Annotated in this window: 16 protein-coding genes; 2 read left to right on the top strand and 14 right to left on the bottom strand. The window is 57.8% G+C overall.

Features of this window, described 5'->3' with window-relative positions; all coding sequences use genetic code 11:
* Positions 1–57 precede the first annotated feature (57 nt).
* The 11 genes from ACYASS_RS20870 to ACYASS_RS20820 form a co-directional block, all read right to left on the bottom strand.
* Positions 58–3249: a dermonecrotic toxin domain-containing protein gene (locus tag ACYASS_RS20870; RefSeq protein WP_463587519.1), complete on the bottom strand. Its 3192-nt coding sequence runs from the start codon at positions 3247–3249 to the stop codon at positions 58–60.
* A gap of 567 nt (positions 3250–3816) precedes the next feature.
* Positions 3817–5235: an FAD-dependent oxidoreductase gene (locus ACYASS_RS20865; protein ID WP_463587518.1), complete on the bottom strand. Its 1419-nt coding sequence runs from the start codon at positions 5233–5235 to the stop codon at positions 3817–3819.
* 121 nt (positions 5236–5356) lie between these two features.
* A complete protein-coding gene (gene gltB, locus ACYASS_RS20860; protein WP_463587517.1) occupies positions 5357–9805 on the bottom strand; it encodes a glutamate synthase large subunit in 4449 nt (1482 codons plus the stop codon).
* 356 nt (positions 9806–10161) lie between these two features.
* Positions 10162–11781, bottom strand: coding sequence for an ExeA family protein (locus tag ACYASS_RS20855; RefSeq protein ID WP_463587516.1), 1620 nt, complete (start codon positions 11779–11781; stop codon positions 10162–10164).
* Between the two features lie 9 nt (positions 11782–11790).
* Positions 11791–12894, bottom strand: coding sequence for a 3-dehydroquinate synthase (aroB, locus tag ACYASS_RS20850; protein WP_463587515.1), 1104 nt, complete (start codon positions 12892–12894; stop codon positions 11791–11793).
* Positions 12895–13022: 128 nt separating this feature from the next.
* On the bottom strand, positions 13023–13541 hold the full coding sequence (aroK, locus tag ACYASS_RS20845) for a shikimate kinase AroK (RefSeq protein ID WP_087271137.1): 519 nt from the start codon (positions 13539–13541) through the stop codon (positions 13023–13025).
* 4 nt (positions 13542–13545) lie between these two features.
* The gene (gene pilQ, locus ACYASS_RS20840) at positions 13546–15648 is read right to left on the bottom strand and encodes a type IV pilus secretin PilQ (RefSeq protein ID WP_243244252.1); all 2103 of its coding nucleotides are present in this window, start codon (positions 15646–15648) and stop codon (positions 13546–13548) included.
* Between the two features lie 56 nt (positions 15649–15704).
* On the bottom strand, positions 15705–16232 hold the full coding sequence (gene pilP, locus ACYASS_RS20835) for a type 4a pilus biogenesis lipoprotein PilP (RefSeq protein ID WP_243244251.1): 528 nt from the start codon (positions 16230–16232) through the stop codon (positions 15705–15707).
* Positions 16229–16852, bottom strand: a complete 624-nt coding sequence (gene pilO, locus ACYASS_RS20830; protein ID WP_122664152.1) for a type 4a pilus biogenesis protein PilO — start codon at positions 16850–16852, stop codon at positions 16229–16231. Before pilO ends, pilP begins: the two co-directional genes overlap by 4 nt.
* Complete coding sequence (locus ACYASS_RS20825) at positions 16849–17415, bottom strand: PilN domain-containing protein (protein ID WP_463587514.1); 567 nt, start codon at positions 17413–17415, stop codon at positions 16849–16851. Before ACYASS_RS20825 ends, pilO begins: the two co-directional genes overlap by 4 nt.
* Positions 17415–18479: a pilus assembly protein PilM gene (locus ACYASS_RS20820; protein WP_463587513.1), complete on the bottom strand. Its 1065-nt coding sequence runs from the start codon at positions 18477–18479 to the stop codon at positions 17415–17417. The genes ACYASS_RS20825 and ACYASS_RS20820 overlap by 1 nt, the downstream gene beginning before the upstream one ends.
* A 221-nt stretch (positions 18480–18700) precedes the next feature.
* Between ACYASS_RS20820 and ACYASS_RS20815 the strand changes: the two genes are divergently transcribed.
* On the top strand, positions 18701–21157 hold the full coding sequence (locus ACYASS_RS20815; RefSeq protein ID WP_463587641.1) for a penicillin-binding protein 1A: 2457 nt from the start codon (positions 18701–18703) through the stop codon (positions 21155–21157).
* A gap of 152 nt (positions 21158–21309) precedes the next feature.
* Here the strand turns inward: ACYASS_RS20815 and ACYASS_RS20810 are convergent, their stop codons facing one another.
* The 3 genes from ACYASS_RS20810 to rpmE form a co-directional block, all read right to left on the bottom strand.
* The gene (locus ACYASS_RS20810) at positions 21310–22578 is read right to left on the bottom strand and encodes a malic enzyme-like NAD(P)-binding protein (RefSeq protein WP_463587512.1); all 1269 of its coding nucleotides are present in this window, start codon (positions 22576–22578) and stop codon (positions 21310–21312) included.
* Between the two features lie 264 nt (positions 22579–22842).
* Positions 22843–23658: a thermonuclease family protein gene (locus ACYASS_RS20805; protein WP_463587640.1), complete on the bottom strand. Its 816-nt coding sequence runs from the start codon at positions 23656–23658 to the stop codon at positions 22843–22845.
* Positions 23659–23669: 11 nt separating this feature from the next.
* Complete coding sequence (rpmE, locus tag ACYASS_RS20800; protein ID WP_122664146.1) at positions 23670–23897, bottom strand: 50S ribosomal protein L31; 228 nt, start codon at positions 23895–23897, stop codon at positions 23670–23672.
* 176 nt (positions 23898–24073) lie between these two features.
* Between rpmE and ACYASS_RS20795 the strand changes: the two genes are divergently transcribed.
* Positions 24074–26293 (top strand): primosomal protein N', encoded by a 2220-nt coding sequence (locus tag ACYASS_RS20795; RefSeq protein WP_463587511.1) that lies wholly within the window; start codon positions 24074–24076, stop codon positions 26291–26293.
* Positions 26294–26398 lie beyond the last annotated feature (105 nt).

Genomic DNA, 26398 nt, shown 5'->3' with positions numbered 1-26398 from the left:
ACACCTGTCTCGGCTGAGCCCGGTCCTGAAGCAGATAGCCTTCGGACCTCCAGCAAGTCAATGACTGGGCAGGAGCTTATAGAACTCAAGTACCCCCGGTTGCCCCGGGACTTTTACCACCTGACCGCTTTCATCAAGTACCACGCGCTCGATCACTTGCAATCGCCACGGCCCTCTGCCCTTGCCACCCGGTATACCGGTTAAATCGAACGTGGAAATATACCTGCCCGTTCCCTTCTCCTCGTAACCATGAAATTTGCCGCCGCCTCTCTCAATGTATTTTTCGGTGACTCTCTCTACCGACTGCCTTAAAGCGTCCTGAATATGCGGATCCGCTTTTTTAAACGGCTTGGAGTTTTCGAATCCGGCAACGTCCAGGGTATAGCGCTTGGGTGCGGCACTCGCACCAGAGGGCCCAGGCGTCGGTTCTTTTACAGCCTTGCGGCCGCCGCCCAACAGCCCGACTTTTGAGTGCGTCCATGCGCCGCCTTCGAAGCTGATCGGCGCCTGGTAATAGGCATCCGGACGGCGGGGATCAATCAACCGCCAGGTTGCATAATCACGGTCATAGCGAACCAGATAGGTTTTACTGGCGTCCTTGACATAGAAGCGCGAAATGCCACCGCTATGACCTTTTTCATAAACGCCGTTAAATACGCCATCGGTGCGCCGCTGCAAGCCGTCTGGCACTCTTTTTAGCGCTGATTTTGGATTGAAACTGACCCTACCCAAGCCCCCTGCTCTGGGCGGACGTTTTCCCGCTCCAAGGAACAAGCCCATCAGCAAGATTGCAGCCTCGCTGAAATACAACCCGGCCTCTCGCTCCCCTTTGTAGGTACTCACTACACCCTGAATGATCGAATAAACCACTTGCAACGCGGTGACGGGCACAGAGATGTAGAAAGGCGCAAACATCAGTGCGATGTCTGCAACAAAAATAGCGGTATCCCAAGCGTCCTGCCAACTCCTCTCCCACTTAGTGTTGGTTTGTTCGTTGACTGCCGAGATAACATGCGCGACTTGTGCCTCATAGGCCGCGTCATAGAGATTGCGGCGCAGGGGGACTGAATCTATCAAGATGTTGCGTGCGTCTACGGTCAACGACTTCCTGACTTGCGTCTGCCATGGCGAGGGCGCATGGCTTATCAAATACTCTAGAAAAATGGGGTTGCGAAAGACTTCCTTGCGCAGCTCACGCCCGTCTTCGAATAAACGAAAGCATTTCCCGTCGGGTGCTTGCGGTATGTACAGAACGACCGAAGGCACTGCCTCGCGTGAGACAGGAGCAATCAACAAAAGCCCATCCAGCGTCACTCCGCCGACCTTCATGCGTTGAACCGTAATCTGATGACCGTCTACTTTCGCTCGCTCGGCGCCCTCGACCGGATGATCAAGTGCCGCCATAACCCAGTGATAAGCGCGATCACTGCGGCCTGCGGGCTGGTCATCTTCAGCAAACTCGCCTGACATACTTGCTTCCAGGGCTTGCAGGCGCATCTGCACCTCCATCACCTGCATATAGCGCTCTTTACGCCACATCCCTTCCGCAGACGTCGACAAGCGCGTGGTCAGGAATTTAACGTAGTTTTCGCCCACATCCAGATCACGAACAAGGTCGTACAGGTAGTCAAAGGAAAGAGCCGGGATGGGCTCTTCCAGATGATTCCGTGCGGTGATCGTTGAACTCGACAGAAGATCGAGAAATCCGAAATTTTTCAGACTCAATTCTGTGAGGCTGCACAGTTCTTTCCGGTACTTCTTTTTAGTAGTCACCGGCTCATCGATGATGACTATTCCTTCCACTACGGGGGTCAGGGTTTCAATCACTACATCGTCAGGTTCCAGATCCAACCCATGATCAATTTTTATTCTCTCGCGCGAAGCTGCTCGGACATACCTATGCAATTGCGCAGGGTCGCCGTAGGCCAAGACATCAGGTACGCCAGGGGCTTGCGCTTCGACTAAAGCCTGAATGTACTCATGGGCAGCCTCTTCCCAGGCTGCTTTATCGGCTGTCGAAGCCTGAATGAACCACGTGGGCCGCTCGACCCCCTCTAAGGGGAACCAGCCTCCGTTTTCATCAATGGCGAGCTTGGCTACGGCACCTCGCAAAGCTGTTACATCGTCTTCGGACTTCAAACCCAGAACGTTACGTTCGAAATCCTGCAGTTGATAGCTGATGGCTAGGTAGAAACTGTCGGTGTCATTTCCTGCGCGACTGAAACGCCCCCCCTCCTCGTCGCTGCGCCCATAAATCCCTTCGCCGAAACTCACCAGGGCCAGGTGATGGCTATCTCGCTCGGCCGATTGGTGACCTTCTTCGTAGGTCGTGATACGCATCTCGCGACCCAGTCGGGTCCTCAGTAAATGCTCGGTCAAGGTACGGGCCAAAGCATCGGTCTGCGGGTCAAAAACCCGAGTATGGAGCAGCCCGTCGATGGCTCGGTCGTGGGCCCATTCAGCTCGCGAATCTTGAAGCGCTACAAAGAAGGGCTGAGGCAGCCCACCGTTATTTAAAAGCTCAGCTTCCTCGCGCTCAGTCAGTGCATGGGTACGCAACAAATCTTCCAGACGATCAACAGGTAGATGCGGGTTTAACTCGCTTAGCGAGAGTAAGGCCGGGGAGCCGTCTTGCAGGCCAACTGTCGAAAATGGAAGGTAATGGTTCGACTCCGAAATTGCTGACATTGATTTTGATACGTGGTCATCCGCCATCAAGGCGTCGAATAACCTCGCACGCTCCAACCGCACCCACACCGAAACTTGTGCCCGCAGCCTGACGATCCGGCCCGGCACCGTCTTATCCTCCCCCCAGTCACCGATCTCGGTTGTTGGAGGGAGTTGGCTGAACATCACCCAGAACAAGGACTCGGTGAGGTAGGTCATGTTGCTATCCGGTGCAGAGTAAGAACCATCATCACCCTGCACAAAGGTGATCGTTTGCTCCACAACGCTCCAATCGGAGCCTTTGAGATAGGAGCCCAGCGAACCACCTTTGTTATCTACAACAACGATGCCCGTGTCCGCAGGCCACTGAGGCAGCAAGGTCAGTATGGCGAACAGCAAACCGTCACCACCTTCGGGGAAATAGTTATCGTCCGTGAATCGCTCGGCAAACTGATCAAGGATTCGATCCGCATCCTGGCGGGCGACGTGTTCACGAATTGCGCTAATGCTTGGCTTGAATACCCTCGGTTCTTCGGTACCTGAAGAGGTGGCAGAGGCAGGTAAGGCTGTATCTCGAAACATGGCTATTTCCTTATAGCGACATGTATGAAATGGGAGTCTGTACGACAGTGTTCCCGTTAAGTCAGGCAAAGATCCTAGCCTGCCCGTAGAGCAGAAATACTTCGGGGAAATAAACCGCAACGCAGTTGGCGAGCCAGCATCTGATGGCGCCGATGGGGTAAAAGAGGAGGATGAAACTGGAGGGCTATTAGCGCAGGGGGTTGGTTGGGAGTGACTTCTGCCCGGGGGCCCGGTGCCGATTTGTTGCCGGGTTTGAAGTGGAAGCGAGGATTATGTGGGGCCGGGCTTGCCGGATATCTGGACGCCGCAGTCCTTCAGACTCACCGCGTCATCATTCATCGCGAGCAAGCTCACTCCTACAGGTTCCGTGGGAGTCGCCCGGCGATCCTGACACCACGTTGTCGCGGAGCAAACAATAGACTGTAGGAGTTCACCAAGGTTACGAGGCCAGCGATGGCGGTGTGTCAGACAAACCGCTATCGCTGGCCTCGTAACCTCGGTGAGCTCCTACAGGATTTGAGTCAACGCTGAAAATTGCATCTCGTTTATAGGAGCCGCGCTGCTACATCAAACGCCCAGGTAATCCAGAATCCCTTCAGCTGCATTACGGCCTTCGAAGATTGCGGTCACCACCAGGTCAGAACCGCGCACCATGTCGCCACCAGCGAAGATTTTCGGGTTGCTGGTCTGGTGTTTGTACTGTGCCTGCTCCGGGGCGACTACGCGGCCCTGGCTGTCGGTCTGGATGCTGAACTGTTCGAACCACGGGGCCGGGCTTGGGCGGAAACCGAATGCGATGACCACGGCATCAGCCGGGATGATCTCTTCGGAACCCGGAATCGGCTCAGGGCTGCGACGGCCACGGGCATCAGGCTCACCGAGACGGGTCTCGACCACCTTCACACCTTCAACCTTGTCTTCGCCAACAATAGCGATCGGCTGACGGTTGTAGAGGAACTTCACGCCTTCTTCCTTGGCGTTCTTCACTTCCTTGCGCGAGCCCGGCATGTTTTCTTCGTCGCGACGATAAGCGCAGGTCACCGACTTGGCACCCTGGCGGATCGAAGTACGGTTGCAGTCCATGGCCGTGTCACCACCGCCGAGCACGACGATTTTCTTGCCTTTCATGTCGACGAAATCTTCCGGCGACTTTTCGAAGCCCAGATTGCGGTTGACGTTGGCGATCAGGAAATCCAGTGCATCGTGCACGCCTGGCAGGTCTTCACCGGCAAAGCCACCTTTCATGTAGGTGTAGGTGCCCATGCCCATGAACACAGCATCGTATTCTTCGAGCAGTTGCTCCATGGTCACGTCCTTGCCGACTTCGGTATTGAGACGGAACTCGATACCCATGCCGGTGAAGACTTCGCGACGATGGCTCAGTACGGTTTTTTCCAGCTTGAACTCGGGGATGCCGAACGTCAGCAAGCCGCCGATTTCCGGGTTCTTGTCGAACACCACCGGAGTCACGCCGCCACGCACCAGCACGTCTGCGCAGCCCAGCCCGGCAGGACCGGCACCGATGATCGCGACGCGTTTGCCGGTCGGCACGACTTTGGACATGTCCGGACGCCAGCCCATGGCAAACGCTGTATCGGTGATGTACTTCTCCACCGAACCAATGGTCACCGCACCGAAGCCGTCGTTCAGGGTGCAGGCACCTTCGCAAAGGCGATCCTGCGGACACACACGACCGCAGACTTCCGGCAGGGTGTTGGTCTGGTGCGACAGTTCGGCAGCCGCCAGGATGTTGCCTTCGGCGACCAGCTTCAGCCAGTTAGGGATGAAGTTGTGAACCGGGCATTTCCATTCGCAATACGGGTTACCACAACCCAGGCAACGGTGAGCCTGATCGGCTGACTGTTGCGGTTTGAAAGGTTCGTAGATTTCCACGAACTCTTTCTTGCGCTGACGCAGCAGTTTCTTCTTCGGATCTTTACGCCCGACATCGATGAACTGGAAGTCGTTACTTAGACGTTCGGCCATTCTCTTGAACCTCTACATGGCAGCTTCAGGCGACAAACCTGAAGCTGCCAGAATCATATTCGCAGGCAAATCACGCACTGCTGTTAACTTGCGGCTTGAAGCTTGCCGCTTAAAGCTGCAGTTACTGCGGATTCGCGCGGGTGCTGGAGAGCAAGGACTTCAACGAAGCTGCCTTAGGCTTGACCATCCAGAAGCGGCGCAGGTAGTCGTCCAGGTTTTCCCAGACGTTACGACCCCACTCACTGTCGGTTTCCTCGACATACTCGGCCAGTACACGCTCCAGATGGCTGCGATAAGCTTCCATCGCTTCGCCGCTGATCCGCTGGATTTCAACCAGTTCGTGGTTAACCCGGTCAACGAAGGTGTTGTCCAGGTCCAGCACGTAGGCGAAACCACCGGTCATCCCGGAACCGAAGTTATAGCCGGTCTTGCCCAATACGCAGACAAACCCGCCAGTCATGTATTCGCAACAGTGGTCGCCCGTGCCTTCCACGATGGTGTGAGCACCGGAGTTACGCACCGCGAAACGCTCGCCTGCGGTACCTGCCGCGAACAGCTTGCCACCGGTGGCGCCGTACAGACAGGTGTTGCCGATGATGGCGCTGTCCTGGGTCTTGAACGGGCTGCCTTTAGGCGGAACGATCACCAGCTTGCCCGCAGTCATGCCTTTACCGACATAGTCGTTGGCATCACCTTCCAGATACATGTTCAGGCCACCGGCGTTCCAAACACCGAAGCTCTGACCAGCCGTCCCTTTGAAGCGGAAGGTGATCGGTGCCTTGTTCATGCCCTGGTTGCCGTGCAGCTTGGCGATTTCGCCGGAAATCCGTGCGCCAATGGAACGGTCGCAGTTGCAGATTTCCAGCTCGAACTCACCGCCGCTCAGGCTTTCGATGGCCGGTTTGGCCATTTCAACCATACGTTCAGCCAGCAGGCCTTTGTCGAACGGCGGGTTGCGATCCACCAGGCTGAACTGAGGTTTATCAGCCGGAATGTGGTCGCTGCCCAGCAGTGGCGTCAGGTCCAGGTGCTGTTGCTTGGCGGTTTCGCCCGGCAGGATGTCGAGCAGATCGGTACGGCCGATCAGCTCTTCCAGCGAGCGGACGCCCAGCTTGGCCAGCCACTCACGGGTCTCTTCAGCCACATAAGTGAAGAAGTTGATCACCATGTCGACGGTGCCGATGTAGTGATCCTTGCGCAGCTTGTCGTTCTGAGTCGCAACGCCGGTGGCGCAGTTGTTCAGGTGGCAGATACGCAGGTATTTGCAGCCCAGCGCGATCATTGGCGCGGTACCGAAACCGAAGCTTTCGGCACCGAGAATTGCAGCCTTGATCACGTCCAGACCGGTTTTCAGACCGCCGTCGGTCTGTACCCGAACCTTGCCGCGCAGGTCGTTGCCGCGCAGGGTCTGGTGAGTTTCGGCCAGGCCAAGTTCCCACGGAGCGCCCGCGTATTTGATCGACGACAGCGGCGATGCACCGGTGCCGCCGTCGTACCCGGAAATAGTGATCAGGTCGGCATAAGCCTTGGCCACACCGGCCGCAATCGTACCCACGCCCGCTTCAGCTACCAGTTTCACCGAAACCAGAGCCTCCGGGTTGACCTGCTTGAGGTCGAAAATCAGCTGCGACAAGTCTTCGATGGAATAGATGTCGTGGTGCGGCGGTGGCGAAATCAAGGTCACGCCCGGCACTGCATAACGCAGCTTGGCGATCAGGCCATTCACTTTACCGCCAGGCAGTTGCCCGCCCTCGCCCGGCTTGGCGCCTTGAGCGACCTTGATCTGCAACACGTCAGCGTTGACCAGATACTCAGGGGTCACACCAAAACGGCCGGTGGCGATCTGTTTGATTTTCGAGCTGCGGATGGTGCCGTAGCGCGCAGGGTCTTCGCCGCCCTCACCGGAGTTGGAGCGTGCGCCCAGACGGTTCATGGCCTCGGCCAGCGCTTCGTGAGCTTCCGGCGACAGTGCGCCCAGGGAGATCCCGGCCGAGTCGAAACGTTTGAGGATTTCAGCCAGCGGCTCGACTTCGTCGATGGACATTGGTGTGTCGAGGGTCTTGACCTGGAACAGGTCGCGAATCATCGATACCGGACGCTTGTCCACCAGCGAGGTGTATTCCTTGAACTTGCTGTAGTCGCCCTGCTGCACAGCGGCTTGCAGCATGCTGACCACGTCCGGGTTGTAGGCGTGGTATTCGCCGCCGAACACGAACTTGAGCAGGCCACCTTGCTGGATCGGCTTGCGCGGGCTCCAGGCTTCGTTGGAGAGCAACTTCTGCTCGGCTTCGATATCGACGAAGCGCGCACCTTTGATGCGGCTTGGCACACCACGGAAGCTCAGGTCGCAGACCGCTTCGGACAAACCGATGGCCTCGAACAACTGCGCACCACGGTACGACGCGATGGTCGAGATACCCATCTTCGACAGGATCTTGAGCAGGCCCTTGGTGATGCCTTTGCGGTAGTTCTTGAACACCTCGTAGAGGTCGCCCAGTACTTCGCCCGTGCGGATCAGGTCGCCCAGCACTTCATAAGCGAGGAACGGATACACCGCCGACGCACCGAAGCCGATCAATACCGCGAAGTGATGCGGATCACGAGCGGTGGCGGTTTCGACCAGAATGTTGCTATCGCAGCGCAGGCCTTTTTCGGTCAGGCGGTGGTGCACTGCACCGACAGCCAGGGACGCGTGAGCAGGCAGCTTGCCCGGAGCGATATGACGGTCGGTCAACACGATCTGGGTACGACCGGCACGCACGGCTTCCTCAGCCTGATCAGCGATGTTACGCACAGCCGCTTCAAGGCCGATGCTTTCTTCGTAGTTCAGGTCGATGATCTGCCGCTCGAAGCCTGGACGCTCCAGGGTCATCAGCGAGCGCCACTTGGCCGGGGAAATGACCGGCGAGCTGAGGATCACGCGGGAGGCGTGCTCAGGCGACTCCTGGAAAATGTTGCGCTCGGCACCGAGGCAGATTTCCAGCGACATGACGATGGCTTCACGCAGCGGATCGATCGGCGGGTTGGTCACCTGCGCGAACTGCTGACGGAAGTAATCGTAAGGCGAACGTACGCGCTGCGACAGAATCGCCATCGGCGTGTCGTCCCCCATCGAGCCGACCGCTTCCTGGCCCTGCTCACCGAGCGGACGCAATACCTGATCACGCTCTTCGAAGGTGACCTGATACATCTTCATGTATTGCTTGAGCTGGTCGGCATTGTAGAAAGCCGAACCGTGGTCATTGTCTTCGATGGTCGCCTGGATACGCAGGGCGTTCTTGCGCAGCCATTGCTTGTACGGGTGACGCGACTTCAAGCGGTTGTCGATGGCGTCGGTGTCGAGGATCTGGCCGGTTTCAGTGTCCACGGCAAAGATCTGACCCGGGCCGACACGGCCTTTGGCGATCACGTCTTCCGGCTTGTAGTCCCACACGCCGATTTCCGACGCCAGGGTGATGTATCCATTCTTGGTGGTGACCCAGCGCGCTGGACGCAAACCGTTACGGTCAAGCAGGCACACTGCATGACGGCCTTCGGTCATCACGACACCGGCCGGACCATCCCAAGGCTCCATGTGCATGGAGTTGTACTCATAGAACGCCCGCAGATCGGGGTCCATGGTCTCAACGTTCTGCCACGCAGGCGGAATAATCATGCGCACGCCACGGAACAGGTCGATGCCGCCGGTGACCATCAGTTCCAGCATGTTGTCCATGCTTGAGGAGTCGGAACCCACGCGGTTGACCAGCGGGCCCAACTCATCCAGATCCGGAATCAGTTCGTTGGCGAACTTGGTGCGACGGGCCTGCGCCCAGTTGCGGTTCCCCGTGATGGTATTGATCTCGCCATTGTGAGCGAGAAAGCGGAAAGGCTGCGCAAGCGGCCATTTCGGCAGGGTGTTGGTCGAGAAGCGCTGGTGAAACACGCAAATCGCGGTCTGCAGACGCTCGTCGCTCAGGTCCGGGAAGAATGCCGTCAGGTCGCGCGGCATCATCAGACCTTTGTAGATGATGGTCTTGTGAGAAAAGCTGCAGATGTAGTGATCAGTGTCTTCAGCGTTGGCGACCGACGAACGGCGGCGCGCGCTGAACAGCTTGATCGCGAACTCCTGATCACTCAGGCCTTCACCGCCGATGAACACCTGCTCGATTTTCGGCAGACGCTCCAGCGCCAGACGACCCAGCACGCTGGTGTCGATGGGCACTTGGCGCCAGCCGACGAGGGTCAGGCCTGCGGCAAGGATTTCGCGATTCATGTTCTCGCGGGCGACATCGGCTTTAGCGTCGTCCTGATTGAGGAACACCATGCCCACGGCGTATTGACGCGGCAGCTCGTTGCCAAAGGTTTCCTTGGCAACGGCGCGCAAGAACGCGTCCGGTTTTTGAATCAACAGCCCGCAACCGTCACCGGTCTTGCCGTCGGCGTTGATCCCACCACGGTGGGTCATGCAGGTCAGGGCTTGGATAGCCGTCTGCAACAGGTGATGACTGGGTTCGCCCTGCATGTGGGCAATCAGGCCGAAACCACAGTTATCCTTGAATTCATCTGGATGGTACAGACCTGCTTTCATAGACACTTTCTCACCAGGCTGCCTCTAAAAGAGACAAATTTCTTTTCAATTCAACCAGTTACCTCTCGCGCTGAACGTACGCCAGCTTAGCGGGGGCAAAAGGGAGGTCATTGTACACAGCGACACAAAGCCTCACAAATTTAACGACGAACAGTCGTAAATTCGTGTCGCATTTATGAACGTTTATAGCTGGATGCTGTGCTAGCCGAAAGATTTTTTTATCGTTCTGACCAGAAGCGTTCTGAATACCTAAGGTGCCTGTGATACAGACACCACAAGGCGCGCTGCCAGTGGCAGCACGCTCAAGAGGTCAAACAGGTTGCTGGGTGAGCGGCCAGGGTAAGGCCGCTGCGACTTCAGCGAGCTGCGCCGAGTTCCTGTTGGATACTGGCGACAGTACGAGGCCAAGGTTTACCAGCCTGAACCTTCGCTGGCAATCCCTTGATAGCTGCAAGGGCAGCTGCGCGATCAGAGAAGTTGCCGTAAGTAATCACATACAGCGGCTTGCCCTGAAGCGTTTTCTTGAAATAACGGTACTCGCCACCTTGCTCTGCAACGAAGGCCTGAGCAGTGGTCTCTGAGCTGGTGCCCAGAATCTGCACAACGTAACGACCTGGTTGCTGACTGCCGTACCAACTGCTACCGGCCGCAGGTTTCGCAGCGGCAGCGGGTGCTGGTTTGGCGGTTGCGACCTGTGCAGGAGCCTGAGCTGGCGCTGCTGGCTTCGGAGCGGTCGCCGCAGGTGCGGCAGGCTTCGGAGCAGTAGCGGCCGCTGGCGGCGCAATAGACGAGCGAGGCGTGGAAGGTGCAGCACCGGCCGGCACACCGGCAGGCGGCGCGGTGGTGGTCACGGTCGGCGGCTGCTCAACCGAACCAACCGGTACACCATCATCGTCGCCATCACTTGCGCCAGCCGCTTCGGCAAGCGGGCCACGCATGACAGGCTGAGAGTTGCCCACCAGTGGCAACGGCATCGGCTGCGAGTTACCTGCGAACTCGATAGCAGGGCCACCATTGTTGGACTGCTGGGCGCTTGGCGTGCCCTGCCCCAGAGGCAATTGCGCCTGAGAGTTGGCAGGCTGCGTCGCTGGAGCACCGGAATTGCCGCCACGGCCCGGGATCAGCACTGCTGCCAATACCCCGACTGCAACCACAGCACCCAGTGCCATTACATATTTCTTCGGCATTTTGAATCCCACACTTGGGCGTTTGACCGCCGAACGGCTGGCGATCATCGCCTCGATCATTGAGTCCCGGGCAACCTGATTGATAGCGCCAGGCCATCCACCGGAATGCTCGTGAATATCGGTTATCTGCTCGGCCGTGAACAATTCGATGCCTTGTCCGGCACCTTCCAGTCGCTGCTCCAGATATTCCCGTGTTTCGTCTTCCGTGTAAGGTGCCAGCTCGATGACGTGATAGCGCTCGCCCTCGGTTTCTGCCTCTGCACACAGCTGATCGAGTCGATCGATCAGCGAGGCTTCACCGAACAGAAACACATGCGGACGGCCTTCAGGACTTCCATCAGCCAGACCGAGCAGTGCTTCGAGTGCAGATTCGCCCAGTTGTTCGGCATCATCGACCAACAAATAGACTTCTTGCCCGGTCAGCGCCAACTGCACGATCTGAGCAAGAATGGCATGCATCTCTGGCTGGGCGACATTCAGCGCCTGGGCAACCTGACGCAGCAGGCCGGACGCATCGGTGGCGCCGCGCGCCGAAATCACTACGCTCTGAACCGATTGCTTGTTGGTGCTGGCGACCAGCGCCTGACGCAACAATGTCTTGCCGCTGCCGTTTGGCCCGGTCACAACCAGCAACAGCTGGCTGTAACGCGCCAGATGATGCAGTTGCCCCAGTACCGGCTTGCGCTGGGCAGGGAAAAATTTGAAGCCAGGTACCCGCGCCGCGAAGGGGTCATGACTCAACTGGTAATGGCCGAGGAAGGCCTCGTCGGCGTGCAAGCTACTCGTCATGGATTTTCATTAACCTCTGAGCTGATCCACGAGGGCGCGGTAATCCGCCGCCAGCGTGGCCTGTAATACTTCTTTTGGATATTCGTCGGTGATCACGGCTTCGCCCATACGGCTAAGCAGGACCAGACGCATACGACCATCCAGGACTTTTTTGTCGACCGCCATGTGCTCAAGGAAATGCTCCGGGGTCATTTCCTGCGGTGGCACCACCGGCAAACCGGCACGCTGCAGCAGGCGGATACCGCGATCGCGTTCCTGTTCGCTGATCCAGCCCAACCGGGAAGACATTTCCAACGCCATGGCAGTGCCTGCACCTACTGCCTCACCATGCAGCCAGACGCCGTAACCCATATGAGTTTCGATGGCATGCCCGAAAGTGTGGCCGAGGTTAAGCGTGGCACGCACGCCGGTTTCTCGCTCATCAGCGCCGACGATCAAGGCTTTGGCAGCACAGGAGCGCTCGATAGCGACAGTCAATGCGGCTTGGTCCAGCCCGCGCAGCCGGTCAATGTTTTCTTCAAGCCAGGTCAGGAACGGTTCATCGCTGATCAGGCCGTACTTGATGACCTCGGCAAGACCTGCAGACAGCTCGCGCTCAGGCAAGGTGTTGAGACTGGTGGTATCGATCAGCACAACGCTCGGCTGATAGAAAGCGCCGACCATGTTCTTGCCCAGCGGATGGTTGATACCGGTCTTGCCGCCCACCGACGAATCGACCTGTGACAGCAAGGTAGTAGGGATCTGAATAAAATTCACCCCCCGCTGATAGCAGGCAGCGGCAAAGCCGGCCATGTCACCAATGACACCGCCACCGAGAGCAATCACGGTGGTACGACGATCGTGACGAGCACCCAGCAGGCCATCAAAAATGGTTTGCAGGGTTTCCCAGTTCTTGAAAGCTTCACCGTCGGGAAGAATGACGGGCAGGACCTTATAATCGGCCAGCGTACGGGTCAGTCGCTCAAGGTAAAGCGGTGCGACGGTGGTGTTGGAAACAATCGCCACTTGCCGCCCGACGATATGCGGAGCGAGTAAATCCAAACGATCCAGCAAGCCTTCGCCGATGTGAATCGGGTAGCTGCGCTCGCCAAGCTCGACCTTAAGTGTCTGCATGTGTCCCCACGTTGATTACCGGATACGTCGCTGTGAGCGCTTTTGGCACTCACGCAAAATGTGGCTCAAGGCAGTGCCTCGTCCTGTTTTTTATTGGTCGCCGAGGATAGCGCATTTCTGCCTGGGCTTTAACGGGGAGGAAGCTCCGCCAAACGCGCAAGGATATCAAGAACCACCATTCGTGGCGGCCGCTCATCGGTTTCAACCACCAGATCGGCAATCTCCCGATAAAGCGGGTCGCGCATCTCCAGCAGATCGCGCAAAACCTTCGCCGGATCAGCTGTGCGCAACAATGGACGGTTACGGTCACGGGCAGTACGCCCGACTTGCTGCTCTACCGACGCATGCAGATAAACCACGCGCCCTCCCTGGTGCAGGGCCTGACGGTTTTCGCTGCGCATGACTGCGCCGCCGCCGGTCGCGAGGACAATGCCGTCCACGCTACACAGCTCAGCGATCATCGCTTGCTCACGGTCACGGAAGCCCGGCTCGCCTTCCTTGTCGAAAATCCACGGGATATTGGCACCCGTGCGCAGTTCAATTTCCTTGTCGGAATCCTTGAACGGCAGGCGCAGCTCTTTGGCCAGCAAACGGCCGATGGTGCTTTTGCCAGCCCCCATCGGCCCTACAAGTATTAAATTTCGCACAGAATCAACGACTCACAGCAATCGCCTGGTTGTTCATGATACGCGGAGTGAGGAACACCAGCAGCTCGGATTTTGCTTCCGAGACCACATCGCGCCGGAAAAGGCGGCCAACATACGGCACATCGCCAAGAAATGGCACCTTATCGACAACTTTACTTTGCGTATTGGAGAACACACCACCAATTACGATGGTTTCGCCGTCGGCGACCAGCACCTTGGCGTTGACTTCGTTTTTGCGAATAGGCGGCACACCCAGCACGGTATTGAGGTAATCCGGCTCATCCTTGGTGACCTTGACCTCCATGATGATTCGGTTGTCCGGGGTGATCTGCGGAGTCACCTCCAGCGACAGCGAGGCCTCTTTGAAAGAAACGGTGGTAGCGCCGCTGGAGCTGGATTCCTGATAAGGAATCTCGGTACCTTTCAGAATCTTCGCGGTTTCCTTGTCCGAGGTCACGACCTTGGGTTGCGAGACGATCTCCCCGTTACCGGTTCTCTCCATGGCGCTGAGCTCAAGGTCGAGCAAAACGTTATCGGTCATGAACGCGATACCGATGCCGGAGGTTGCGTTGGCTGCACCCAGATCGACGAACGGCACATTGGAAGTCAGCGCATCGCCCGTGTTACCGGCTTCGTCCCCATTGTCATCCAGACCGTAACCGCTCCATTTATGGTTGTTGTTGCGGTTGGTGTCGCCCGCCCAGCGGACCCCAAGCGCCTTATCGTAACCGACGTTGGCCTCGACAATTCGGGCTTCGATCATCACCTGACGCACCGGAATGTCCAGTTGGGAAACGATACGGCGCAGTTCGTCCAGGCGGTCCTGAGTCTGGTAGGCAATGATGTTATTGGTGCGGTCATCCACAGTAATCGAGCCGCGCTCATCGATTTTCGACTCGGCGCTGGTCACCGACTGGAACAGCTTGGCGATATCCGCAGCCTTGGCGTAGTTGACCTGCAACAGTTCACGACGCAGCGGTGCCAACTCGGCAATCTGCTTGAGCGACTCCAGTTCCTGACGCTCGCGAGCCGCGATTTCGTCGGCTGGCGCCACCAACAGCACGTTGCCGATCTTGCGCTTGTCCAGACCTTTGGTTTTCAGCACCAGGTCCAGCGCCTGATCCCATGGCACATTCTGCAGACGCAGCGTGATGCCGCCTTGCACCGTGTCACTGGCCACCAGATTGAGGCTGGTGAAGTCGGCGATTAGCTGCAGCACCGAACGCACGTCGATGTCCTGAAAGTTCAGCGACAGCTTTTCACCGGTGTAGACCAGCTTTTCAGCATTGCGACGGTCCAGATCCTCGTTGGTCAACGGACGCACACTGATAGTCAGTTTGCCTTCCGTCTGGTAAGCCGAATAATCGAAAGGCCCTGAAGGCTCGATGGTGATACTGGCCTTGTCGCCAGTAGCACTGGCATTGACGAACTGCACCGGCGTGGCGAAGTCCTTGACGTCCAGGCGCACACGCAGCTTTTCAGGCAATTGGGTTTTGGCGAAATCAACACGAATTCTGCCGCCCTGCTCCTGAATATCAGGGGCGACGCTGGAGTCGGTCAGATCAATGATCACATTGCCTTCACCCAGCTCGCCACGCTGGAAATCGACATTCCTGATTGCCTTGCCGACGGGCGCATAGGCCTTGGGCTTCGCCGGGGCTGGTGGCGGCACGGCAACACGTGCGGCGCCCTGAGCTGTAGTCGGCTGCGAGGCCTGTGCCGCTGCGGCGCCCTGGCCAATCACGACAAACAGGTTATTGCCATCAACCCGCGAGCTATAGGGCGCAAGCGCGGTCATGTTGATGATGACCCGCGTGCGATCCTGGGCCTGAACCACCACCACGCTACGGGCGTTACCACTGCCCAACTCACGGCTCTTGGTCGCCAGCTGGCTGGTAACTCCGGGCAGATCCAGTGCAATACGAGCAGGTTGCTCGGTGGTGTAGCCTTTGGGCGCAGGCACAGGGGAGTCGAAACTCAGTTTGAGTTCGATCCTGTCTCCGGGCAATGCAGCCACATCCAGCGTTTTGAGAGTGGCGGCCTGGAGCACCGGCGAAATCATCGCAATCCATAGCGATACACCGATAGCCGAAAGAATCCTGGTCATGATCATTTTCCGTCCTGCAAACCCGAGGGTGTTTTGCGTGCTTGGCTGTGCTCGTTTCATGAGCGTTCTTTCAGGGAAATACTGCGCGGCCTTTCCAACCATGCCCCCTCTCCGTCAGGAACTATTTCTACGACATCAACCCGAGATTCATCGACTGAGACAATCCGGCCATTATTACGCCCCAGATAATCGCCTACCTTCACCCGGTATACGCCGCCAGCGCCTTTAAGCAAGGCAAAGGTGCCGGTGTCATTGGCCATAGTACCGACCATCTCAAACGTCTCGATATTGAAACCTTCCAGAAACTGCCTAGGCCGGGTTTCATCAGGTGCTACCAATCGAGAGCCTTTCAAGCGATTGACCAGATCAGCCTTTATCGGTGGCTGAAACGGGCTACGCATATTCGCCGCGTTATAGGTAAACGCCTCGTAAGGACGAAACTTGGGCAGCGGCTCGATGGTGCCCGTCGGTCGGGCCCGCGCCTCATCCATGAAGGTCGTCAGGTCGGCGAACGACGAGTCATCGTTGCAACCGGCCAGACTGATCAACGCCACACTGGCGCACAACAATCGCGCCAGCCTCATTTCTTGAGCCCTTCATCGTTATAGCGATAGGTCTTGGCAAGAATGTTCATGCGCAACCTGGAGGGATTGGAAGCGTCAACAGGTTTGATCTCAAAGTCGTGCAGGGTAACGATCCGCGGCAAGCTCGCAACGCCACTGACAAAAGTTGCCAGGTCGTGATAAGCGCCGACTACGGTGATCTGTATCGGCAATTCGATGTAAAACTGCTGAGCAGCTTCAGGCAGCAATTTGATTTCTTCGAACTCCAGCCCACTGCCTAGCCCTGTACGGGTGATGTCTTCAAGCAAGCCTGGTACCTCGGTATCGCTGGGCAGCTGCCTCAGCAAAGCACCGAAGGTGTTTTCCATTTCAGTCATCTGCACCTTGTAAGGCTGCAGGTTCGCGGCCTGGAAAGCCTTGTTGGTGAACTGCTCCTTGAGCGTACCTTCATTGGCGCGTGCAGCATCGAGCTGACTCTCAAGATCCTGAATGTAGAAAAAGTAACCGAGGGCCAGCACCAGCACCATCAACAACATGCCCGCCACGACTTTGACCGCCGCAGGCCATGAGCCAAGGTTGTTGACGTCAAGGTCGCCAAGGTCGATCCGGCGCAGCCCTTCCAGCGACTCAGAAAGATTCATGGCTTGGCTCCATCAATGCCCGGCTGGGTCTGGCGCACTGTCAGCTGGAACACGTTGGCCTGATCCAGCGCGCCAGCGGTTGTTGCCTTGACTTCGGTCAGACTTGGCGCTTCAAGCCAGTCGGAGGCGTCCAGATTACGCATCAGGTCCGAGACACGATTATTCGATTCGGCCGCGCCGGTGATACTGATGAGGTTGTCAGCCATCTTCACGTTCGAGAAGTACACCCCGTCCGGAAGAGTGCGCGCCATCTGGTCAAACACCCGGCCAATGATCGGACGGTTACCCTGCAGGTCCTGGATGATCTTCATACGTTCCAGCAGTTGCTTGCGTCGAGCTCGCAAATCACTGATCTCTTTGATGCGCTCGTCGAGCTGTACGACTTCGTTCTGAATGAACGCATTACGCGCCGCCTGATGGGTAATCGCGCTGCTCAAATACTGATTGACCAAGAACAACGCTCCGATCGAAGCGACAAATACGCCCGCCAGAGCAACCAGGAAGCGCTTCTTGCGTTCTTCGCGAAGCTGTTCACGCCAGGGGAGAAGGTTAATCCGGGCCATCAGTCGAAGCTCCTCAGGGCCAGACCGCAAGCGATCATCAAAGCAGGCGCGTCACTGGCCAGGGCGCCAGCATTGACCTTGGGCCCCAGCGCCATATCTGCAAACGGGTTGGCAACCAGGGTCGGGGTGCCGATGCGCTGCTGAACCAGGTGATCCAGGCCGGAAACCGACGCCGTGCCACCGGCCAGCATGATGTAGTCGACCGAGTTGTATTGCCCTGCGGCGAAGAAAAACTGCAGCGACCGGGCAACTTGTTGCACCACGGCATCCTTGAACGGCTGCAAGACTTCGGAGACATAATCATCCGGCAGACCGCCCTGCTTCTTCGCAAGCCCGGCCTCTTCCACTGAAAGGCCATAACGGCGCTGGATCTCTTCAGTGAGCTGACGCCCACCGAACAACTGCTCGCGGGTATAAATGATGCGACCTTTGTGCAGCACACTCAGCGTGGTCATGGTTGCGCCGATGTCGACGATCGCCACGGTCAGTTGATCGTGACCATTGCCCAATTGCGCCGACAACAATCCAAAAGCACGCTCCAGCGCGTAGGCCTCCACATCGACAACCCGCGCGCTCAGGCCTGCGAGTGCCAAAGCCGCTTCGCGCACCTCGACATTTTCTTTCCGGCAGGCAGCAAGCAGGACTTCGACCCGCTCAGGATTACGCACCGAATAGCCCTGAACCTCGAAATCAATTGCGACTTCTTCCAGCGGATAAGGAATGTATTGATCGGCTTCGATTTTCAGCTGGTTTTCCATGTCGTCGTCGGACAGGCCAGCATCCATTTCGATGGTCTTGGTAATCACTGCCGACCCGGCGACAGCAACCGCCACAGATTTGACGCCTGCACGGGCCTTGATCAATACACGCGACAGCGCATTGCCGACACCTTCAAGCTCGGCAATATTCTTTTCGACCACGGCGTTCGCCGGAAGCGGCTCAACCGCGTAAGACTCGACCTTGTAGCGTGTGCCGGAACGACTCAATTCAAGGAGCTTCACCGATGTAGAGCTAATATCGATCCCTAGAAGGGTGTTGGCCTTCTTACCGAAGAGTTCGAACACAACCTGTTTCCTATGAGTTTCCGTCACTTACGGATTATTTGTTGTCCAACGCCGCTGTCGGCAGTCTTGACAGTAGCGCAAATAACGCTCGGAGACGAAAAATGCTTATAATGCCCAGCGTTTTTTTCGTTTAACCAAGCTTCAAGGCGTGTCTGTTTGTTAGTGTCCGCGCTTAACTCATTCTTTTTTCTGTTCTTTATTCTGGAAACCTAAAAGCCTTGATACGCCTGCTGAAGTTTTTGTGGTGGTCTCTCGTTGCCGTATTCTGTGCGCTGTTACTCGGCCTCAGCGGTGCCTTTCTTTACCTGAGTCCGAACCTTCCGTCTGTTGAAGCGTTGCGCAGCATTCAGCTGCAAATTCCTCTGCGCGTGTACAGCAGCGATGGCAAGTTGATCGCGGAGTTTGGCGAAATGCGCCGTACCCCGATCCGCTTTGCCGAAATCCCGCCCAACTTCATCAACGCCTTGCTCTCGGCCGAAGACGACAACTTCGCCAATCACTACGGCGTCGACCCCGGCAGCTTGATGCGTGCAGCTTCGCAACTCGTGAAAAGCGGCCATATCCAGTCGGGTGGCAGCACCATCACCATGCAGGTCGCAAAGAACTATTTTCTGACGAGTGAGCGCAGTTTTTCGCGCAAAACCACCGAGATTCTTCTTGCACTGCAAATTGAGCGCCAACTGACCAAAGATGAAATTCTTGAGCTGTACGTCAACAAGATCTACCTGGGCAACCGAGCCTACGGGATCGAAGCGGCGGCGCAAGTGTATTACGGCAAATCGATTCGCGACGTAACGCTTGCGCAAATGGCGATGATTGCGGGCCTGCCTAAAGCGCCTTCGCGCTTCAATCCGCTGGCCAATCCAACTCGTGCCAAAGAGCGTCGGGACTGGATTCTGGGCCGCATGTACAAGCTGGGCAAAATCGACCAGAACGCCTATCAGACGGCTCTCAACGAACCGCTCAATGCCAGCTACCACGTACCGACGCCAGAAGTTAACGCGCCTTACATTGCCGAGATGGCCCGTGCAGAAATGGTCGGTCGCTATGGCAGCGACGCCTATACAGAAGGCTTCCGTGTCACTACAACCGTGCCGAGCGACCTTCAGGAACACGCCAACACGGCTGTTCAGGAAGGCTTGATCGACTATGACCAGCGCCACGGCTATCGCGGCCCTGAAAGCCGCTTCCCGGGCATGACCCGCGAAGGCTGGGTGCAAGAGCTGACCAAGCAACGTCCTATCAGCGGCCTGGAGCCTGCCATCGTCACCCAGGTCGACAAGACCGGTCTGCGCGTCCTCACGCGTACAGGTGAAAAGGAAGAGACTGTTGATTGGGCAAGCATGAAATGGGCACGTCCGTATCTGAACACCAACAGTCTGGGCGCCAACCCAAAACAGCCTGCTGACGTAGCGCATGTCGGCGATCTGGTTCGCCTGCAACGTCAGGAAAATGGCTCTCTCAAGTTCAGTCAGATTCCTGCCGCACAAAGCGCACTGGTTTCCCTTGATCCGCAGAATGGTGCGATTCGCGCGCTGGTCGGTGGCTTCGCCTTCGAGCAGAGCAACTACAACCGCGCCCTGCAAGCCAAGCGTCAGCCAGGTTCGAGCTTCAAGCCGTTCCTGTACAGCGCCGCACTGGACAACGGCTACACCGCGTCGAGCCTGGTGAACGACGCGCCAATCGTGTTCGTTGACGAATATCTCGATAAGGTGTGGCGTCCGAAGAACGACACCAATACCTTCCTTGGTCCGATCCGCCTGCGTGAAGCGCTGTACAAGTCGCGTAACCTGGTATCGATCCGCCTGCTGCAGCAGTTGGGTATCGACACTTCGATTGACTACATCACACGCTTTGGCTTCAACAAAAGCGACCTGCCGCGCAACCTTTCGCTCGCGCTCGGCACCGCAACCCTGACCCCGATGGAAATCGTGACAGGCTGGTCAGCGTTCGCCAACGGCGGCTACAAGGTGAACTCCTACCTGATCCAGAACATTGAAAGCCGCGACGGTGTGACCTTGTTTGAGGCAAACCCGCCAAGCGTGCCAGCGGTCGACAGCCAGCCTGCGCCCCATGCCAACACGGTAGCGGTACCGAATGGCCCAGCGTTGATTACATCGTCGACCGAGGGCCCGGCACAGCCTGCCCCACCGGTTGATCCTCAAGCGCCAGCCATTGCACCGCGCATTGTGGATGGGCGCACTACGTTCATCCTCAACAGCATGCTGCAGGACGTCATCAAACGCGGTACCGGTCGCCGTGCCCTGGCAATGAACCGTCCGGACATCGCAGGCAAGACCGGTACAACCAACGAATCCAAGGACGCCTGGTTCACTGGCTACAACGCCGATTACGTGACCACTGTCTGGACAGGCTTCGACCAACCCGAAAGCCTGGGCCGTCATGAATTTGGCGGTACCGTTGCCCTGCCAATCTGGATGAACTACATGAGCGCCGCGCTCAAGGACAAGCCACCGCATCAGCAGGCTGAACCAGATGGCATCCTGAGCTTGCGTGTAGACCCGATCAGTGGCCGCGCAGCGACTCCGAGTACGCCTAACGCATTCTTCGAGCTGTTCAAAAGCGAAGACACGCCGCCGAGCGTCAACGAACTGGGCGGCCAGGCACCGGGCAGCCCGCTGCCAGCGGATGAGTCAGCGCCGATCGATTTGTTCTAGGCAAGCAGCTACAAGCTTCAAGCTGCGAGCCACAAGAAAAAGCAGCGGAGAACCGGAATGCTGCGTTGTTTTCGCTTGCAGCTTGTAGCTTGAAACTTCCCCATAAAAAAACCCGGCTAATGGCCGGGTTTTTTATGGGTCCGCTAACAACGTTAGCCGTTAAAAACGTCATCAACGCTGGTCAGCGGGTAGTGCTTTGGATACGGCAGGGTTGCAACGCCGCTCTCGATGGCTGCCTTGGCGACAGCATCAGCGATCAGGCCCAGCAGACGGGAGTCCATTGGTTTCGGGATGATGTACTCACGACCGAATTCCAGCTTGATACCACCGTAGGCATCGCACACTTCCTGAGGCACTGGCAGTTTGGCCAGTTCACGCAGGGCGTTAGCCGCGGCGATCTTCATTTCTTCGTTGATGCGCTTGGCACGAACGTCTAGAGCACCACGGAAGATGAACGGGAAGCCCAGTACGTTGTTGACCTGGTTCGGGTAGTCGGAACGACCGGTCGCCATGATCACATCGCTACGGGTAGCGTGAGCCAGCTCTGGAGCGATTTCTGGATCAGGGTTCGAGCAAGCGAACACGATCGGATCCTTGGCCATCGACTTCAGACCTTCAGCGCTCAGCAGGTTCGGACCGGACAAGCCAACGAACACGTCTGCGCCGTCAAGGGCGTCAGCCAGAGTGCGCTTCTCAGTCGCGTGAGCGAACACAGCCTTGTACTGGTTCAAATCGGTACGGCCGGAGTGGATCACGCCGGAACGGTCGATCATGAAGATGTTTTCAATCTTCGCGCCCATGCTCACCAGCAACTTCATGCAGGAGATGGCCGCAGCGCCAGCACCCAGGCAGACGATCTTGGCGTCAGCGAGGTTCTTGCCGACGATTTCCAGGGCGTTGATCATGCCGGCCGCGGTAACAATCGCGGTACCGTGCTGGTCATCGTGGAAAACCGGGATGTCGCATTGTTCGATCAGCGCTTTCTCGATCTCAAAGCATTCAGGCGCCTTGATGTCTTCGAGGTTGATACCGCCGAAGGTGATGGAGATGCGTTTTACGGTGTCGATGAAAGCCTGTGGGCTTTCCGAATCAACTTCGATATCGAATACGTCAATACCGGCGAAACGCTTGAACAGAACGCCCTTGCCTTCCATCACTGGCTTGGAAGCCAATGGACCCAGATCACCCAGGCCAAGGATTGCGGTGCCATCGGAAATAACTGCTACCAGGTTACCTTTGCCGGTGTACTTGTAGGCCAGCTCAGGGTCACGGGCGATTTCACGCACAGGCTCGGCAACACCAGGGCTGTAAGCCAGGGCCAGGTCACGAGCGGTTGCGGTGGGCTTGGTGAGTTCTACGCTCAGTTTCCCCGGACGAGGATTGGCGTGATATTCAAGCGCGGCAGTTTTCAAATCAGACATGTGGGCATTCCGCTTTTTTTACTGTGGGACAGACGGACCGCCGAGGATACGCAAGATGCAAAGTCCTAACAAGACTGGCCAGTCACAACTGTCAATAGGCGAGGACTAAGACTTTACGCTTAGAGGCGAGGAGGTTGAAGCGCTAGCACACCGCGCGCGCCCTGCAGGAGTGAGCTTGCTCGCGATAGCGTTCAACCAGAAAATTTTTCACTGACACACCGCTATCGCGAGCAAGCTCACTCCTACAGGGGGTTCAGCAACTAATCAGAGGGCTGACAGATCAAGCATCGCCGGATGGGTAATCGGCATCATCCAGCGTGCCTGGCCATCTTTGAGACCACCGCGACGAGAGCGATCAACGACCCAGCCACGCGCCTCGATACGCTGGCCCTTCAGACGGCTCAGTGTTTTGGAGTCGAACTGGCTGACCAGATCAGGGGCGATACGCAGCACCAGCGAGCCTTGCAATTCAATCCACATGCCGCCGCCATTACGCTGCACATCGACGACCTGCCCGGAGACCAGCGCAAAACCGCCTTTATCGATCTGGCTTGCCGGTTGCACCGGCGAGTTACGCCAAAGACCAAGACCTGCCTGACGGGCGGCCCGCTCAGCAGCCTGCTGGCAATCCACCAGCGCTACGTTAGGCGATACGGCGACCAGATAACCCAGCCCCTCGCTCAACAGCTGCGCTTCGAGATTCGCGCCATTGCGATCATAGACATTGGCCAGCACACGACCGTAGTGATCCTTGCCTTGCTGCCCGACCCGCAAACTCACCGCACCATCGCTCTCGTCCACGAGGTTTTGCAGACGGCGTTTGGCCGCTTCAGCAAACGGCTCGGCAGAGCGGCCTTTCTTGCCCGTCTCGGGCGTATTGAGGCCAACCATGCGTACGTTGCGGCCATCCTTCAGGCGCAGGGTATCGCCATCGACCACCCGCTCGACCTGCGCTACAGGGAGCGAAGATGGCGCCGGACACAGAGCCTGAGCGACGGGCAGCCAAATCGCGGCCACAAAAAAGGCGCCCGCGAGGGACGCCTTTTTAAGCAGCCTGGAGAAACCCGTTGGATTTTCCAGAACGACCGACCTTACTTGGCAGCAGGCTTGGTCGCGCCGAACGCACCGAAGCGCGACTTGAACTTGTCAACACGGCCGCCAACGTCAAGAGTCTTCTGCTTGCCGGTGTAGAACGGGTGGCACTCGTTGCAAACGTCCAGGCTCAGAGGCTTGGCGAGAGTCGAACGGGTTTTGATGACATTGCCGCAGCTGCAAGTAGCGTCAATGGCTTCGTAAACTGGATGGATATCAGCTTTCATCGGTACTTCCTCGGGCTAGCGTGCCGCCATCCAACACTATTGTCGAATACCGCACGTAAATAGGCCGCGAATCTTACCAGACAATGCAGATCGCGCAAGTAAACCTTTAAGCCGGTCGTCCGCTTGCGTCTGCTAAGATCGCGCATCCGTCACATACCGTAACAGGGAAACCCCGCGTGCCCGACGCTATTCTGCGCCTTGCCTTGCCTTCGCCACTGCGGCGTCTGTTCGACTATCGAGCCCCCGCCGGAGTGCTGCGCAGCGCCTTGCAACCAGGCATGCGTCTGCGAGTGCCGTTCGGCCGCCGGGAAATGATCGGCATCCTGATCGAGATCGCCGACCACAGCGAAGTGCCTGCCGACAAGCTCAGGCCCGCCATTGCGCTGCTGGACGAGCAAGCACCTCTGCCACCTTCACTGTTCAAGCTGTGTCTCTGGACCTCTCAGTATTATCAGCACAGCCTCGGTGACACCTTGAGTTGGGCCCTGCCGGTCCTGCTGCGCCAGGGTGAACCGGCGGAATCGCGTCAGGAACGCTTCTGGCAGGTCGCGCCAAACGCTAGCGTGGACGACCCGCGCATCGCCCGGGCGCCCAAACAGCGTGAAGCCCTGATGACGCTGGCCCAGCATCCTCACGGCGTTGCCCATCAGTTGCTCAGCAAACTGATGCTTAATAAAGAGAGCCTGAACCTGTTGCTGGCCAAAGAGCTGGTTCAGGTCGAAGTGCGTAGCCATGCACCATCGGCACGGCACGAGCACTGGCTGGCGCAGCCGGAGCTACCGCTCAACACCGAACAACGGGCAGCCTGCGAGGCCATTCGCGCCGGGTTCGACAGCTTTCACGCGTTCCTGCTTGCAGGCGTTACCGGCAGCGGCAAGACCGAAGTCTATTTACAGCTGATCCGCGAAACACTGGAAGCCGGTAAACAGGCGCTGGTACTGATCCCGGAAATCAACCTCGGCCCACAAACCCTCGCGCGCTTCGAACAACGCTTCAACGCACGCATCGCCTTGCTGCACTCTGCGGTCAATGACCGCGACCGGCTGGACGCCTGGCTGGCGGCGCGGGACGGCGAGGCCGACATCATTATCGGTACCCGCTCGGCGCTGTTCACACCGATGAAGAACCCCGGCCTGATCATCATCGACGAAGAGCACGACGGCTCCTATAAACAGCAGGAAGGCCTGCGCTACCACGCCCGGGACCTGGCACTGGTGCGCGCCCGCCAGGAAAACATTCCCATCGTGCTCGGCTCGGCCACGCCCTCGCTGGAAAGCCTGCACAACGCTTACACCGGAAGGTACGGCCTGCTACGCCTCAACCAGCGGGCTGGCGGGGCACAGCAACCAAAGTTCATGCGTCTGGACGTGAAAAGCCGGCCGCTGGACAGTGGTATTTCCGGGCCGATGCAACAAGCCATCGGCCAGACCCTCGAAGCTGGCCAGCAAGTATTGGTATTCCTCAATCGACGCGGCTTTGCGCCGACACTGCTGTGTCACGACTGCGGCTGGCTGTCGGGCTGCCCGCGATGCGATGCGCGAATGACGGTCCACCAACGCTCCGGTGAATTGCGCTGCCACCATTGCGGCCATGTCGAACGCGTACCGCGCCAATGCCCGTCATGCGGCAAAGTGGATTTACGTCCGGTTGGTGCAGGCACCGAGCGTGCCGAAGAGCGTCTGGCCATTCTGTTTCCGGATTACCCGGTACTGCGGGTCGACCGTGACAGCACCTCGCGCAAGGACGCGATGAATCAACTGTTTGCGACCATACAGCGCGGCCAGCCGTGCATTCTGGTCGGTACGCAGATGCTCGCCAAAGGGCACCACTTTCCGCGCGTGACATTAGTATCGATTCTGGACGCCGATGGGGGGCTGTTTTCCGGGGATTTCCGCGCCAGCGAGCGCATGGCGCAGTTGATAGTTCAGGTCGCAGGCCGTGCAGGACGCGCTGAAGAGCCTGGCCGGGTCATCATCCAGACGCATCTGGCGGACCATCCGCTGCTGATTCAGCTCACCGAACAAGGTTATTTCGCCTTCGCGGAGCAAGCGCTAAGCGAGCGCAGAGCGGCAGGCCTGCCGCCTTTTGCGCATCTGGCGCTTTTACGGGCAGAAGCGCATAAACCGGGTCAGGCCGAAGGATTCCTTGATGAAGCCTGCTCGGTTGCCGAGCAACTGTTGAACGACATGAATCTGGGCGGTATCGAACTGCTCGGCCCGGTTCCAGCACCGATGGAGCGCCGTGCCGGTCGTTATCGAGCGCAATTGCTGCTGCAATCCAGCGCCCGCGCGCCGCTGCATCGGCTGCTTGCTTCCTGGCTATTGGCGCTGGAACAGATGCCGAGTGGCAGGCAGGTCAGGTGGTCGCTGGATGTGGATCCGGTGGATTTGTATTAAACGCGCAGCTCCCACAGGGGAAATTTCAGACCGCACATCCAACGCGGTTGGCAAGGTGGCTCCGGCAACGGATAATGCCCAGTTTTTCCACCCGCGCATCCAGGC

This window comes from Pseudomonas sp. HP_14 (assembly GCF_055283875.1).
This window is presented reverse-complemented; position numbering and strand designations above follow the sequence as displayed.

Excerpts from the sequence above, each read along its gene's own strand:
- ACYASS_RS20870 (WP_463587519.1), bottom strand. The coding sequence starts at position 3,249 with ATGTTTCGAGATACAGCCTTACCTGCCTCTGCCACCTCTTCAGGTACC.
- ACYASS_RS20865 (WP_463587518.1), bottom strand. The coding sequence starts at position 5,235 with ATGGCCGAACGTCTAAGTAACGACTTCCAGTTCATCGATGTCGGGCGT.
- gltB (WP_463587517.1), bottom strand. The coding sequence starts at position 9,805 with ATGAAAGCAGGTCTGTACCATCCAGATGAATTCAAGGATAACTGTGGT.
- ACYASS_RS20855 (WP_463587516.1), bottom strand. The coding sequence starts at position 11,781 with ATGACGAGTAGCTTGCACGCCGACGAGGCCTTCCTCGGCCATTACCAG.
- aroB (WP_463587515.1), bottom strand. The coding sequence starts at position 12,894 with ATGCAGACACTTAAGGTCGAGCTTGGCGAGCGCAGCTACCCGATTCAC.
- pilQ (WP_243244252.1), bottom strand. The coding sequence starts at position 15,648 with ATGACCAGGATTCTTTCGGCTATCGGTGTATCGCTATGGATTGCGATG.
- pilP (WP_243244251.1), bottom strand. The coding sequence starts at position 16,232 with ATGAGGCTGGCGCGATTGTTGTGCGCCAGTGTGGCGTTGATCAGTCTG.
- pilO (WP_122664152.1), bottom strand. The coding sequence starts at position 16,852 with ATGAATCTTTCTGAGTCGCTGGAAGGGCTGCGCCGGATCGACCTTGGC.
- ACYASS_RS20825 (WP_463587514.1), bottom strand. The coding sequence starts at position 17,415 with ATGGCCCGGATTAACCTTCTCCCCTGGCGTGAACAGCTTCGCGAAGAA.
- ACYASS_RS20810 (WP_463587512.1), bottom strand. The coding sequence starts at position 22,578 with ATGTCTGATTTGAAAACTGCCGCGCTTGAATATCACGCCAATCCTCGT.
- rpmE (WP_122664146.1), bottom strand. The coding sequence starts at position 23,897 with ATGAAAGCTGATATCCATCCAGTTTACGAAGCCATTGACGCTACTTGC.